The 13851-nt window shown below is 66.0% G+C and carries 11 protein-coding genes; 5 read left to right on the forward strand and 6 right to left on the reverse strand.

Annotated features, from left to right (window positions below):
- Positions 1–13 precede the first annotated feature (13 nt).
- The 5 genes from BXE_RS08170 to BXE_RS08190 all read left to right on the forward strand — a co-directional run bounded on the left by BXE_RS08170 (position 14) and on the right by BXE_RS08190 (position 4211).
- Positions 14–544, forward strand: a complete 531-nt coding sequence (locus BXE_RS08170) for a sigma-70 family RNA polymerase sigma factor (protein WP_011487880.1) — start codon at positions 14–16, stop codon at positions 542–544.
- On the forward strand, positions 544–1395 hold the full coding sequence (locus BXE_RS08175) for an anti-sigma factor family protein (protein ID WP_011487881.1): 852 nt from the start codon (positions 544–546) through the stop codon (positions 1393–1395). The genes BXE_RS08170 and BXE_RS08175 overlap by 1 nt, the downstream gene beginning before the upstream one ends.
- Positions 1396–1645: 250 nt before the next feature.
- Positions 1646–2137 carry a hypothetical protein gene (locus BXE_RS08180; RefSeq protein ID WP_011487882.1) on the forward strand — a complete coding sequence of 164 codons (492 nt, stop codon included), beginning with the start codon at positions 1646–1648 and terminating at the stop codon, positions 2135–2137.
- A gap of 39 nt (positions 2138–2176) precedes the next feature.
- Positions 2177–3754 (forward strand): FAD-binding oxidoreductase, encoded by a 1578-nt coding sequence (locus BXE_RS08185; protein ID WP_011487883.1) that lies wholly within the window; start codon positions 2177–2179, stop codon positions 3752–3754.
- Positions 3755–3794: 40 nt separating this feature from the next.
- A complete protein-coding gene (locus tag BXE_RS08190) occupies positions 3795–4211 on the forward strand; it encodes a hypothetical protein (protein ID WP_011487884.1) in 417 nt (138 codons plus the stop codon).
- Here BXE_RS08190 and BXE_RS08195 read toward each other — a convergent pair.
- The 6 genes from BXE_RS08195 to BXE_RS08220 all read right to left on the reverse strand — a co-directional run bounded on the left by BXE_RS08195 (position 4208) and on the right by BXE_RS08220 (position 13781).
- Positions 4208–5242, reverse strand: a complete 1035-nt coding sequence (locus BXE_RS08195; protein ID WP_095211912.1) for a DUF1571 domain-containing protein — start codon at positions 5240–5242, stop codon at positions 4208–4210. The genes BXE_RS08190 and BXE_RS08195 overlap by 4 nt on opposite strands.
- A gap of 37 nt (positions 5243–5279) precedes the next feature.
- Positions 5280–7094: an AMP-binding protein gene (locus BXE_RS08200; RefSeq protein ID WP_011487886.1), complete on the reverse strand. Its 1815-nt coding sequence runs from the start codon at positions 7092–7094 to the stop codon at positions 5280–5282.
- Positions 7095–7310: 216 nt separating this feature from the next.
- On the reverse strand, positions 7311–8612 hold the full coding sequence (locus BXE_RS08205) for an acetyl-CoA C-acetyltransferase (RefSeq protein ID WP_011487887.1): 1302 nt from the start codon (positions 8610–8612) through the stop codon (positions 7311–7313).
- Between the two features lie 151 nt (positions 8613–8763).
- Complete coding sequence (locus BXE_RS08210) at positions 8764–9699, reverse strand: MaoC family dehydratase (RefSeq protein WP_011487888.1); 936 nt, start codon at positions 9697–9699, stop codon at positions 8764–8766.
- A gap of 2 nt (positions 9700–9701) precedes the next feature.
- Positions 9702–11117 (reverse strand): 3-oxoacyl-ACP reductase, encoded by a 1416-nt coding sequence (locus BXE_RS08215; RefSeq protein ID WP_011487889.1) that lies wholly within the window; start codon positions 11115–11117, stop codon positions 9702–9704.
- A gap of 165 nt (positions 11118–11282) precedes the next feature.
- A complete protein-coding gene (locus BXE_RS08220; RefSeq protein WP_011487890.1) occupies positions 11283–13781 on the reverse strand; it encodes an acyl-CoA dehydrogenase in 2499 nt (832 codons plus the stop codon).
- Positions 13782–13851: the final 70 nt, after the last annotated feature.

The following is a 13851-nucleotide window of genomic DNA, read 5'->3' on the forward strand; positions in this document are numbered from 1 at the left end:
CGCCACACGCCGGGTGAATTTCGAAGCTGAAGTGATTTCGTGGCTCCCGCAGTTGCGCCGCTACGCGCGCGCACTGACGGGCGACCGCGCCTGGGCCGACGACCTCGTGCAGGATACGGCGGAGCGGGCGTTCGCGCGCTGGGCGGCGTTCCGGCCGGACAGCAATCTGCGCGCATGGCTGCTGACGATCCTGCGGCATCTCTATATCGACCAGTTGCGCGGCCGCCGCGAGATTGCCGTCGACGACGAAAGCGCGCCGTGGCGCAACCTCGAAGCGCCTCAGGGCGAAGTGGACGGCCTCGTGCTGCGCGATCTGCAGCGCGCGCTGTATTGTCTGCCGGTCGAACAGCGCGAAGTGCTGTTGCTGGTCTGCGTGGAGGAATTGTCTTATCAGGAAGCGTCGAGCGCGCTCGGCGTGCCGATCGGCACGGTCATGTCGCGGCTGTCGCGCGCGCGAGAACACATGCGCGCGTTGCTGACGGAGGGACCGGCCGAGGGGCCGGCGCGTAAAACTACGCCGTTAAAAGTAGTGAGAAATCCGTGATGAATAGCGACGACTACGATTCCAGCTTGCCCGAAGGGCTCGATCTGCGAGCGCTGTCGGCGTTTGTCGACGGCGAATTGCCGGGCGCGGAGCGCGCCGCGATCGAGGGGCAACTGAAGCTGCATCCGCAGGCCGCCGCGCGCGTGGCTGCATGGCGTGCGCAGAAAGCCGCATTGCGCGCGCTGTGCGGGGCGCCGCCGCGCAGCGAGCGTGACGCGCGCAACGAACGCCGTGAGGACGATGCCGCCGACGAACCGGCCTTCATCGTGTTGCGCCGCAAGACGCCGTGGTGGCAGCGCGCGGGTGTCGCGGCCTGCTGGCTGGCGGCGGGCGCGGGGCTCGCGCTCGCGTTGGGGCCGCTCGCGCCGCGCCTGACCGGCGGCGCGTGGGGTGGTCTGGGCGGCCAGCCGCCGAGCTTCGCCGAGCGCGCGGACATTGCCTACGCGGTGTACACGCCGGAGCGGCGGCATCCGGTGGAAGTGGCCGCGAGCGAAGAAGAGCATCTGATCAACTGGCTCTCCAAACGGCTGAATCGGCCGCTCTCGGTTCCTTCGTTGCAGGAATACGGTTACTCGCTGGTGGGCGGGCGGCTTCTGCCGGGCGAAGCGGGACCGGCGGCGCAATTCATGTACGAGAACGGCAGCGGCGCGCGCCTCACGCTCTACGTCACCGGCACGTCGCGCGACGAAACCGCGTTCCGCCTGTTCCGTGAGGGCAACCGGCGCACCTTCTACTGGATCAACGACGGCACGGGCTACGCGCTGTCCGGGCCGATCGCGGAAGGCAAATTGCGCACCATCGCCATCGACGTGTGCAGCGCGCTCGGCGGCAAACCGGAGTCGTGGCAGTAGCGGCGGTCGCGGGGCCGGTCGGCTGCCGCGCCGGGTCTGCAACACGCCGTAACGCAAACCGTTCGCGCCGCCGCGGCGCATGCGGAATAGCGTCGCGAAGGGCTTCGTTTACTGCTTGCTGGATCGTGTTGTGGCCGCGCACCCATGCGTGTTCACGACACGGTTTCGAGCAAGGCAAACCGACGGTGTCTTCACGGTGCCGACACGTTTTTTGCGGGTCGCAACGCCGGCGCGTCGAGGCAGCAAAATCATGCTCACATTTCATCAGTTCGGCAGCCGGCTGTATCGCGGCATAGTCTGGTTGTGTCTGGGCGCTGCGTGCGCGGCGCCGCTCGCGGCGCACGCGGATGACGACGCGCTGTCAGGCGACGGGTCGACGTGCCGGTTCGTGGCGGGGCAGGCGGAAATCGACGGCGTCATGCAGCAGATCACCGGCCGCGCGTGCCTGCAACCGGACGGCACGTGGCAGATCGTCGATGACGATGCCGCCGCTCAGGCGCTGGCGGATGGCGCGGCCTACTACTACGATCCGTGGTACTGGGGGCCGGCGGTCGTATTCGGTGTCGGCGTGTCGTTCGTGTTCATCGACCGCTTTCATCATTTTCATCACATGGATCATGTGCGCTATGTGCGAGGCGTGCGCGGACCGTATGTGGTGGGCGGCCACGGCGGTTGGCACGGCGCGCCGCCCATGCACGCATGGGGCGGCATGTCGCACGGCGGCGGTGGAATGCGCCGCTAACCCGTTGCCGCCCGCTCGCGTGGCGGCCAAGGAGAGGCTTTGATTCGCAGCTTGCCGCCGAAGGTATCCGCCGCGCAGTTCGAGCGCGCGCTCGCGGCCTGGCGCTCGATTGTCGGTGAGCCGCAGGTGGTGAGCTCGGCGGACGCGCTCGCCGCGTATCTCGATCCGTTCGCGCCCGGCGAGCGCGAAGCGTTTTCGGCCAGCGCCGCGCTCATGCCCGGCTCCGTCGACGAGATCCGCGCGATATTGCGGATTGCCAATCAATTTCGCATTCCACTATGGACCGTCTCGACCGGCCGCAACTTCGCCTACGGCGGCGCGGCGCCGCGCCTCACCGGTTCGGTCGTGCTCGATCTGCACAGGATGAACCGCATTCTCGAAGTGAACGAGACAATGGGCTATGCGCTGGTCGAGCCAGGCGTCAGTTACTTCGATCTGTACGCGTATCTGCGCGAGAAGGGCTACAGGCTGTGGGTGGATCCGCCCGCGGCCGGTTGGGGCAGTGTGGTCGGCAATACGCTCGAGCGCGGCTTCGGCTATACGGACTACGGCGATCACGCGGCGGCGCAGTGCGGCATGGAAGTGGTGCTGGCCAACGGCGACGTGTTGCGCACGGGCATGGGCGGAATCGAAATCGGCACCGCGTGGCAGCTGTATCAGCCGGGTTACGGACCCTCGTTCGATGCGATGTTCATGCAGTCGAACTACGGCATCGTCACCAAGCTGGGCATCTGGCTGATGCCCGCGCCGCCCGCGTATCTGCTTGGCGAAATCCAGTTTCGTCATGAAGCGGATCTCGAAACGATCGTGGAGATTTTGCGGCCGTTGCGGCTCGATGAAACGATCCGCAATCACGCGGTGATCGAAGGCGGCCTGCGCCGCGCGGCCGGCCTGTCCGCGCGCGCGCAGTGGTATGACGGCCCTGGCGCGATGCCCGAAAGCGCGGTGGCCGCGATGCTCGACAAGCTGGATGTGGGCCGCTGGAATCTGCATTTCGCGCTATACGGTACGCCTGAATTGATCGACGCGCGCTATGCGCTCGTGCAGCGCGCGTTCGCCCGCGTGCCGCAGGCGCGGCTCTCCGCCAGGCGTTACGCGGGCGATGCGCAGCCCACCGCGGGCGGCGATCGCAATCTCGCCGGCATTCCGGCAATGACCGCGTTTCGCATGCTCGACTGGCGCGGCGGCGCGGGCGCGCACGTCGACTTCGCGCCGGTGTGTCCGGCGACCGGGCGCGACGCATTGCGTCAATACACGATGGTCAAAACGCGCGCCGCGGAATACGGCTTCGATTACTACGGCGGTTTTACGGCGGGCGCGCGGCATCTGCATCACATTTTCGCGGCGATCTTCGACCGCGACGACGCGAACCAGGTCGAGCAGGCCGGCGCGCTGGTGCGTTCGCTGATCAGCGACGCGCGCGCGGCGGGCTACGGCGAATATCGCACGCATCTCGCATATATGGATTTTGCCGCGGCCCAATACAGCTTCAACGACGGTGCTCTGCTGCGGCTCTCGGAAACGATCAAGGACGCGCTCGACCCGAACGGCATTCTCGCGCCGGGCAAGCAGGGCATCTGGCCGGCGGCGTGGCGCGACCGGCGAGGCTACACCTGAGGCGTGCGCCGCACGCGCTCAATGACGACAGGAGCGATCAATGGACCGCCGCACTTTCATGATGACCGGCGCCTGTCTGCCAACCGTGGCAGGCGCCGCGTGGCCGTGGCTCGCGCACGGCGCGGTTCATGGCAACACAGTGGCGCTCGCCGATTCCACGCTGGCCCACGGCGCCGCGCTCGCCGGCTATGCCGTGCACAGGCAGTGGCGCGTGTTCGAAACCGGCGACGATATCGGCATGCTCTGGTACACGACACTCGCACCGCTTCTTCGCGCGACGTCCACGCATGCGCCGGCCTCGCTGATCGGCCTCACGCGCGTTTCGGATTATTTCGTCCTGAGCGAACTCGCGACGAGTGCGGGACACCGGATCGAACACACTCGCGAACAGGGCGCGGACGCTCACGCGCAACCGGCCCATGTTGCGTTCGTGTTCGCGCCGCGCGTGCCGCGCTAGAACCTGTATGCCTTGTTCTTCGGATCGAACGTCGAGTCGTCGAAGGTTTTCGGCGTGATGGTTTCGAACACGATTCTCTCGAAGATATTGCCGTCGTTGTCGTAAGACTCGACGCTGCGGAAATACGGATGCCGCAGATCGAGGCCGAGCGTTTCCTTCTTCGCGTAGAACTGCGGCTGGCCCATCGGCGTTTCGAAGGTGAAAGCCACCACACGTACGCCGTCGATCGTTTTGACTTCCACCGTGGACGAGCGCGGCAAGCCGGCGGCAGCGTACTTTTTGCCTTCGTCGAGATACTGGTTCGCAATGTATTCGGTGCCGAGATCGCGCACGTCATGGTTCGATTGCGAGTGGGCGAGGGCGCCATTCAGCGAAGTCCACAGCGGCATCACATTCAGGATGCCGCCCAGGTGTCCATACAATTCGTCGGTCCGCTTGGACTCGTCGTAGATGACTTCCTGACCCGCGTGGCCGCCGTCGGGCAGCCACGTGGCGTAGATTCGCAGCGGGTCGTGCGTGAGGCGCACCAGCATGTGATCGGGCTTGTCGGGCCAGCTGCCGTGAATGCGTTCGGAACGCGACATGGTGAACTCGTACGACGGATAACCGTTCGGCCCTTCCTTGATATAGCGCGGCAACGCGAGCGGATCGAGCGACTGGAATAGCGCGACCAGTTGGGCGTCGCCGAGCTTTTCCAACGCGCCGCTCTGTTGCGCGGCGCGCAGCCATTTGACCTGCTGATCCAGCGTGAGCTTGCTCACCTGCGAGGCCGGCGTGGCCGGCGCCTTGACGGCGCTGACGGTATCGAGCGCGGGCGGCGTGTCGTCGTTTTGCGCGAACGCGGCGGGAGTGGCCAGCGCGGCCAGTGCGGCCGTGCCGGCCATGAGCGCGGCGAGCAGAAGTCCGCGCGACGGCGCGCTTTGCAACGGTGCATGGCGCGACGCCCACAAGCGGGCGGCTTGCGCTGAATCACGGATGAGGTGCATGAAGGCCGGCGTGCGGCATGAGCGTGCGGACATGCGGTGCTTCATGAATCTCTCCGTAAGGCGATGCGAGGCGCAACCTCTGTCAGGCAGGCTTTTGCTTCGCGAGTTCCTCGTCGCGCAGTGCGCGGCGCAGAATTTTCCCTACGTTGGTTTGCGGCAGCTCGTCGCGGAATTCGACGAGCTTCGGCACCTTGTAGCCTGTCAGGTTCTTGCGGCAATGAGCAATCACCTGTTCGGCCGTCAGCGAAGGATTGCGCCGGACGATGAACACCTTCACCCGTTCGCCTTGCGCGGCATCGGGCACGCCGATGGCCGCCACTTCCCGCACGTCCGGATGCGTTGCGATCACGTCTTCGACTTCGTTCGGATAGACGTTGAAGCCCGACACCAGGATCATGTCCTTCTTGCGGTCGATCAGGCGGATGAAGCCGCGCGAATCCATCACGCCGATGTCGCCGGTGGCGAGCCAGCCGTCGCCGTCGATCACCTTGGCGGTCTCCTCCGGGCGATTCCAGTAGCCCTTCATCACCTGCGGCCCCTTCACGCACAATTCACCCGCCTCGCCGATGTTCGCCCAACTGCCGTCGTCCTTTCTGAAACGCACGTGAGTGGACGGCGCGGGCAAACCGATCGACCCTTCGAAGTCACGCATGTTGGCCAGATCGACCGGATTCATCGAGACGATGGGCGAGCATTCGGTCAGCCCGTATCCTTCGATGATCGGTTTGCCGGTCACCGCCTTGAAACGCTCGGCCACCGATTTCTGCGTGGCCATGCCGCCGGCCATCGCGAGCTTGAGATCCGAGAAGTCGCGCTTGCAGAATTCCTCGTTTTCGAGGAACGCGTTGTAGAGCGTATTCACGGCGGTCATGCCGGTGAATTTTTCGTGACGGATGATCATCATCACGCGCTTCATGTCGCGCGGATTGGCGATCAGAATGTTGCGCCCGCCGAGCCCCATGAAGATCAGCGCGTTCACGGTCAGCGAATAGATGTGGTAGAGCGGCAGCGGCGTGAGCACCGTTTCGACGTCGCCGGTCAGTTGCCCTTCGGACCACGCCTTCGCCTGCAGCAGATTGGCGATGATGTTCTTGTGCGTGAGCATCGCGCCCTTGGCGACGCCGGTCGTGCCGCCCGTGTACTGGAGGAACGCAATGTCCGCATGCGTGGGGCGCACGGGCGTCAACGGCCGCGAGTAGCCGATCGAAAGCGCTTCGAGCAGCGGCACGGCTTTGGGCAGGTTGTACGCGGGCACCATCTTTTTTACGTGCCGCAGCATGAAATTGAGCAGACGTCCCTTCAGATTCAGGCCGTCGGCAAGCAGATCGCCGAGGCCGGTCACGATGACGTTCTGCACTTTGGTGCCGGGCAGCGCGTCTTCAACCGTCTTCGCGAAGTTCTCGAACATGATGATGGTTTGCGCGCCGCTGTCCTTCAGTTGATGCGCGAGTTCACGCACCGTATAGAGCGGATTGACGTTGACCACCACGCCGCCGGCCTTCAGTACGCCGAACAGCGACACCGGGTACTGGAACGTGTTCGGCAGCATGATCGCCACGCGCTCGCCCGGCTTCACGCCGAGGCTTTGCAGATACGCCGCGAATGCGCTGGCCTTGCGGCCGAGCTCGCCGTAGGTCATGTTCGCGCCCACGCTCACGTAGGCCACACGCTCGCGGAACCGGGCGATACATTCGTCGAAGAACTGCACGACCGATTCGTATTGCGCGACGTCGATGTCGTGCGGCACGTCGGCCGGATAGGACGCGTACCAGATGCCGTCGGTGTTGGGCGCGTGGTCGGGCGCCTGAGTCTGCGTGGAAGCAGGCGCCGGGTTTGCTGCGTCCTGCGGCGCGGAATCGGCGGCAGGCGGAAGCGGGGTTTGAGTGGACTGCGTCATGATCGTCTCCCATGCAAAGCGGTCGACCGGAGCCGGCGCTGTGGTGCTGTGGCGCTCGTCCCGGTCCCATGCAAGATAGTGGCTGAAGCTGCAGCTTCACCTGTTTGTGTGTTGATCCTGCGGTCGGTCAGTCAGTCATCGAAGCACTCCGCGCGATTGCGGCAGCGCGCGAAGCAAAAACACGCCGCGAAGCGAGTGGGAAAAACCTCACGCCGCTCAGCGCTCCAGAATCGCGACCACCCCCTGGCCGCCCGCCGCGCAGATCGAAATCAGCCCGCGCGCGGTGCCGGCCGGCTTGTCGAGTTGCGCGAGCATTTTCGCGAGACCGGCGACGATGCGCCCACCCGTTGCCGCGAATGGATGACCCGTGGCAAGCGAGCTGCCATTCACGTTCAGTTTCGCCCGGTCGATCGCACCAGGCGCGCCCGGCAAACCGAGTTGCGTGCGGCAATATTCGTCATCCTGCCATGCCGCGAGCGTGCACAACACCTGTGCGGCAAACGCTTCGTGAATTTCGTACAGATCGAAGTCCTGCAGCGTGAGTCCGGCGCGCGCCAGCATGCGCGGCACAGCGTACACCGGCGCCATCAGCAGGCCTTCTTTCCTGTCGAAGAAATCGACGGCGGCGGTTTCGGACCAGCTCAGATACGCGAGCACGGGCAGTCCATGCCGCGCGGCCCAGTCCTCGCTCGCGAGCAGCACCGCGGAGGCGCCGTCGGTGAGCGGCGTCGAATTGCCGGCGGTCAGCGTGCCGGCGTCGCGGTCGAACACGGGCTTCAGGCTCGCGAGTTTTTCGAGCGTGAGGTCGGCGCGCAGATTGTTGTCCTGCGCAAGACCCCGGTACGGTGTCATCAGATCGTTGACGAAGCCGCGCGCGTACGCCGCCGTCAGCTTGCGGTGGCTGTCGTAGGCGAGCACGTCCTGCGCCTCGCGCGAGATGTTCCAGCGTTTCGCCATCAGCTCGCAATGCTCGCCCATCGAAAGGCCCGTGCGCGGCTCGCCGTTGCGCGGCAGCAGCGGCTTGAAAAACATGCCGGGCCGCAGTTTGCTCAGCGCGCCGACGCGTTGCCCGGTGCTCCTGCCGCGATTCGCTTCGAGCAGGATCTTGCGCATCCGCTCGTTGACGCCGATCGGCGCATCGGAAGTCGTATCGACGCCGCCCGCAATGCCCACTTCGATCTGCCCCAGCGCGATCTTGTTGGCGACGAGGATGGCAGCTTCGAGTCCGGTGCCGCAGGCCTGCTGCACGTCGTACGCGGGCGTCTCTTTGGCCAGCGTGGTGGACAGCACGGATTCGCGCGTCAGATTGAAGTCGCGTGAATGTTTGATGACAGCGCCTGCCGCGACTTCGCCCAGCCGTTCGCCGTGCAGGTTGTAGCGGTCGATCAGGCCTTGCAGTGTGAAGGTCAGCATGTCCTGATTCGACGCGGTCGCGTAGGCGGTGTTCGAGCGGGCAAACGGAATCCGGTTGCCCCCGATTATGGCGACGCGGCGTACGGCTGGCGGCGGGTTGGACATGCTCGGCTCCTTCGGGTCGTTCCCGGGTTTTATTGAATGGTGCGAATGGTGCATATGCTTCGATTGCGGTGATGCCTGATCACGACGGTCCTGATACAACAACGGTTTCAGCGGGTCCGAATTCCACGACTCGATGCCCGGTGCGCATGCCTCATTGCAGTCTCCACTGCATGCGGCCGCGCAAATGCGGTTTCTGCCCGCCCATGTCGCGCACTTCAATGTCGCGTTCGATCAGCGAAGGCGACGCGCTCCACAGTGAAACCTCGCCGGGCAGCAGCATCGGCAGTTTGAATTCGGCGCTGAGCGTGGCTTCCGCGAGCGGCTTCGGCGGTTGCAGCGCGGAGGCGGCGCGCGCCAGCGTCCACATGCCATGCGCGATCGCGCGCGGAAAACCGAAGGCCTTCGCGGACAGCGCGCTCAGATGGATCGGGTTGTAGTCACCGGAAACGCCGGCGTAGTCGCGGCCGAGTTGCGACGGGAGCTGCCAGCGTGCGATGCGTTGCAGCGGTTCGGGCCCGAGTTCGAGCGGATCGAGCACGCTGCCGCTCGCCGGCACGCCGCGCTTCAGATAGACGCTGTCGCCGTCCCACACTGCTTCGCCGCGCCGGTACATGCGGGTATGCAGCACGAACGCCTGGCCTTTGTCGTGGCGCAGCAGCGCGCCGAATTCCACTTCGACGCGCAGCATGTCCTTGTAGGCGAGCGGCCGGCGCAGGCGCACATGGTTGGCCAGATGCACGAGCCCGAGCGCCGGCCACGGAAACGCCGGGTCGGTCAGCATCAGCAGATGCAACGGAAAGGCGAGCAGATGCGGATACGTGAGCGGCACGCCGTGCTCGGGAATGAAGCCGCACACGCGCGCGTAACGCCAGATCTGCCCCGGCTCCAGGGCAACGGCGGGGCGCACGAGACGCAGCGGCGGCAGATGCGTCTCGCGCCCGCGTTTGACGATGCCGGACAACGCGCGCGCATAGAGCTTCGCGGGCGCGGGCAAGGTGTCGATCACGACGGTCCTCGGCCGCACCGCATCCGGCCGCGCTGTGTTCGATGCATGACTGCCGCCGAACGGATCCCCCGGCTCGCTCATGGTCACGCTCCAATCAGGCTTTGTCCGCACACGCGCACGACCTGGCCGCTCACGCCCGCCGATCCCGGATGCGCGAGCCACGCAATGGTCTGCGCGACGTCGACCGGCTGGCCGCCCTGGCTCAACGAATTCATGCGGCGGCCGGCTTCGCGGATCGCGAGCGGAATCTTCGCGGTCATCTGCGTTTCGATGAAGCCGGGCGCGACCGCGTTGATCGTGATGCCGCGTGCGCGCAGTTGCGGCGCCATGCTCTGCACCCGGCCGATCACGCCGGCCTTCGAGGTGGCGTAATTGGTCTGGCCGAGATTGCCGGCAATGCCGCTGATCGACGACACGCCAACGATCCGGCCGCCGTCGCGCAGAATGCCGGCGGCGAGCAGGGCGTCGTCGATCCGCTCCTGCGCGGACAGGTTGATGTCGATCACGCTTTGCCACGCGGCCTCGGTCATCTTCGCGATGGTCTTGTCCTTCGTGATGCCGGCGTTGTGCACGACGATATCCACGCCCTGTTCGTCGAGCGCGGCGGCGATCTGCGCGGGCGCTTCGGGCGCGGCGATGTCGAACGCGAGCGCGGTGCCGTTCAGTTGACGCATGGTGGCGTCGAGCGCTTCACGGGCCGTTGGAATGTCGATGCCGATCACGTGCGCGCCTTCGGCGGCCAGCACGCTCGCAATCGAGGCGCCGATGCCGCGCGCGGCGCCGGTCACGACCGCGCGCCGGCCCGCGAGCGGCTGGTGCCAGTCGAACGTGGATGTTGCCTCAAGGCCCGCGCCGGCCGCGGCCACGCGCACGGCCTGACCCGACACATAAGCCGAACGCGGTGACAGAAAGAACCGCAGCGTCGCTTCAGCGCGGCCTTCGGCGCCTTGCTCCACGTAGACCAGATTGGCGGTGATGCCGCGCCGCGCTTCCTTGCCGAGCGAACGCGTGAAGCCTTCCAGCGCGCGCTGCGCGGTCCACTGACGCGGCGTCGCACAGCTTTCCGGCGGCCGTCCCAGCACGATGATGCGTCCGCACCGGCCGAGCGAGCGCAACGTGTCGTGAAAGAAGCCGTGCAGCGGTTCGAGCTGGGTGCTGTCTTCGATCCCGCTCGCGTCGAACAGCAGGGCTGCGAGTTTGCCCTGGGAGCCGGACTCGGCCGCTTCGAAACGCCCCGTCATCAGACCGTGGCGATTGGCGAGCGGCACCCACAGCCCGGCGCTTTCATGCGCGACGCTCGTCACGCCGATGCCGGTTACGAGATTCGCGAGCGCGTCGAGCAGCTGCGGTTCGCGGCCCGCACCGATCGCCATCAGGCCGCCGAACTCGGGTTGGTCGGCGCGGTAGCGGCGCAGCACCTCGGGCTTCGGCAGGCCGAGCGAGCGCGCAACGCGCGCGCCGAACGGCGAATTGACGAAGTTCAGATAAGAGTCGTTCATATTATTGATTGCTCCGCTGGCCACGCCCCGCAGGCGGCCCCCGTCCCGAACGAAGTCCCTCGCGGGATTGGAGGCGTCGAACGTGTGTCAGTGTGCACCGAGTTCGGCGCACGCGGCGCGCCTTTCCCGGATGTTTTTTACAAGCCGGCCAGGCCGGCGCCGAACTCAGGCCGCGAGCTCCAGCGCCTTTTCCAGCGTCTCCTTGCGTTTTTGCAGATTGGCAAGCATGTCGAAGTCGGCGGGGAAATCGTCCACCTTCACGACTTGTGCGCCATAACGCGCGTAGTCGTCGAGCACGCGGCGTTCGTCGGCGTCGAGCAGGCCTTTTTTCTGCGCCGCGTCGGTCCATGCGGCCAGTTGCGGCAGGCTCTGCGGCATCGGCTCGAGCAGACCTTGTTTGACCGCCTCGCGCAGCTTCTGGTCGATCTGCGTGAAGCGCGGGTTCAGTTCGAACACCAGCTCGCCGTAGCCGAGCGCATCGACATCGGGATGCGGCACGTATGAATCGGACACCAGACGGTTGCGCGCGGCGCCCGGCGTTTGCATCAGTTCGGCGATTTGGCTGCCGAGGCGGTCGGACGGCTCACGGTGCGGCAGCCCGAACGGAAACGCGAGCACGCGCACGAGGCCGGCGGCGACGCGGTTCGGGTAGTTGGCAAGCACGCCGTCGAGCGCGTGTTGCGCCTTGTACAGCGAATCCTCGACGCCCCAGCGGACCAGCGGCAGGTCTTCTTCCTGACGGCCTTCGTCCTCGAAGCGCTTGAGCGTGGCCGAGATCAGGTAGAGCTGCGACAGCACGTCGCCCAGACGCGCGGAGATGCGCTCACGGCGTTTCAGATCGCCGCCGAGCACGAACATCGAGACGTCGGCGAGCAGCGCGAATGCGGTGGAAAGGCGGGTCGCCGCGCGATAGTACGCATGCAGCGGCGCATGGGCCATGCGCGGCCTGGCGATGAACGCGCCACCCGTCACGCCGTACACGAAACTGCGCACCACGTTGGACAGCGTGAAGCTGACGTGGCCGAAGAACGCTGCGTCGAAATCGCGCAGCGCCTTCGCGCGATCCGTTTCGCGCGTGGCGGCCATTTCCTTCAGCACATACGGATGACAGCGGATCGCACCCTGGCCGAAAATGATCAGGCAGCGCGTGAGAATGTTCGCGCCTTCCACGGTGATCGCGATCGGCACCTGCTGATAGGCGCGCGCGAGAAAGTTCGACGGCCCCATGCAGATGCCCTTGCCGGCGGCGATATCCATGCCGTCGTTGATGACGATGCGGGCGCGCTCGGTGATGTGATACTTGGCGATCGCCGAAATCACCGAGGGTTTTTCGCCGAGGTCCACCGCGTGCGCCGACAGGCGCCGCGCGGCGTCCATCACATACAGGTTGCCGCCCATGCGGCCGAGCGCTTCCTGCACGCCTTCGAACTTGCCGACGGCGGTGCGGAACTGGCGGCGAATCGCGGCATAAGCGCCGGTGCCGCGCACGGCGATTTTCGCCATTCCCACATTCGAGGACGGCAGCGAAATCGCCCGGCCCGCTGCGAGGCATTCCATCAGCATGCGCCAGCCGTTGCCGACCTGCGCGCGCCCGCCGATCACCCAGTCGAGCGGAATGAACACGTCCTTGCCCGAGTTCGGACCGTTCTGGAACACCGCGTTGAGCGGCCAGTGACGCCGGCCGATGTTCACACCCGGATGGTCGGTCGGAATCAGCGCACAGGTAATGCCGGGTTCATCGTTCGTGCCGAGCAGATGGTCGGGATCGAGCGCGCGGAAGGCGAGACCGAGCACGGTCGCGATCGGTCCGAGCGTGATGTAGCGCTTGTCCCACGTGACGCGAAAACCGAGCGTCTCGCGGCCTTCGAACGTGCCTTGGCATACGATGCCGACATCCGGAATCGCCGCTGCATCGGAACCGGCGTACGGGCTCGTCAATGCGAAGCAGGGAATTTCCTCGCCGCGGGCGAGGCGCGGCAGATAGTGGTTTTTCTGCTCGTCGGTGCCGTAGTGCATCAGCAGTTCGGCGGGGCCGAGCGAGTTCGGCACCATCACCGAAACGGCGGCGGCCGAGCAGCGCGTGGCGAGCTTCATGATGACCTGCGAATGCGCATACGCGGAGAACTGCTTGCCGCCGTACCGCTTCGGAATGATCATGCCGAGAAAGCCGCGCTCCTTGATGTACTGCCAGGTTTGCGGCGACAGGTCCTGCCAGATCATGGTGGTGTCCCAGTCGTTCGCGAGATCGCACAGCTGCTCGCATTCGACGTCGAGGAACGACTGTTCTTCCGCGCTCAGCGTGGCGGGGCCGTAGCCGAGCAGCTTGTCCCAGTGCGGGCGGCCCGAGAACAGTTCGGCGTCCCACCAGACCGTGCCGGCTTCGATCGCGTCACGCTCGGTCGGCGACATCTCCGGCAGGATCTTGCGGAAGATGTCGAGCACGGGCCTCGCGAGCCACGCGCGGCGCAGCGGCTTGAGCGCGAGCACGAGGGCAGGCAGGACGAAGACGATGGCGAGCAGCGTGGTGGCCACCGCGCCCGCGGCACCGCTCACGTGCGCGGCCGCCACCCAGACGATCATGAAGGCAAGCCACCATGCGGCGCGTGCCTGAACGTAGACGAGCGCGAGAGCGGCGATGACGAGCACTAGGATGAACCACGGCATGACGTTTCCTCCTGTTTCGATGGTGCGTGCGAACGCATCCGGCCTGTTCCGCGTGCGGACGGCTCATGGC

The organism is Paraburkholderia xenovorans LB400, assembly GCF_000013645.1.
Lineage (GTDB): Bacteria > Pseudomonadota > Gammaproteobacteria > Burkholderiales > Burkholderiaceae > Paraburkholderia > Paraburkholderia xenovorans.

Coding starts and splice junctions, on each gene's coding strand:
- BXE_RS08215 (WP_011487889.1), bottom strand. CDS start 11,117: ATGAACGACTCTTATCTGAACTTCGTCAATTCGCCGTTCGGCGCGCGC.
- BXE_RS08175 (WP_011487881.1), top strand. CDS start 544: ATGAATAGCGACGACTACGATTCCAGCTTGCCCGAAGGGCTCGATCTG.
- BXE_RS08195 (WP_095211912.1), bottom strand. CDS start 5,242: ATGAAGCACCGCATGTCCGCACGCTCATGCCGCACGCCGGCCTTCATG.
- BXE_RS08205 (WP_011487887.1), bottom strand. CDS start 8,612: ATGTCCAACCCGCCGCCAGCCGTACGCCGCGTCGCCATAATCGGGGGC.
- BXE_RS08190 (WP_011487884.1), top strand. CDS start 3,795: ATGGACCGCCGCACTTTCATGATGACCGGCGCCTGTCTGCCAACCGTG.
- BXE_RS08220 (WP_011487890.1), bottom strand. CDS start 13,781: ATGCCGTGGTTCATCCTAGTGCTCGTCATCGCCGCTCTCGCGCTCGTC.
- BXE_RS08210 (WP_011487888.1), bottom strand. CDS start 9,699: ATGAGCGAGCCGGGGGATCCGTTCGGCGGCAGTCATGCATCGAACACA.
- BXE_RS08200 (WP_011487886.1), bottom strand. CDS start 7,094: ATGACGCAGTCCACTCAAACCCCGCTTCCGCCTGCCGCCGATTCCGCG.
- BXE_RS08180 (WP_011487882.1), top strand. CDS start 1,646: ATGCTCACATTTCATCAGTTCGGCAGCCGGCTGTATCGCGGCATAGTC.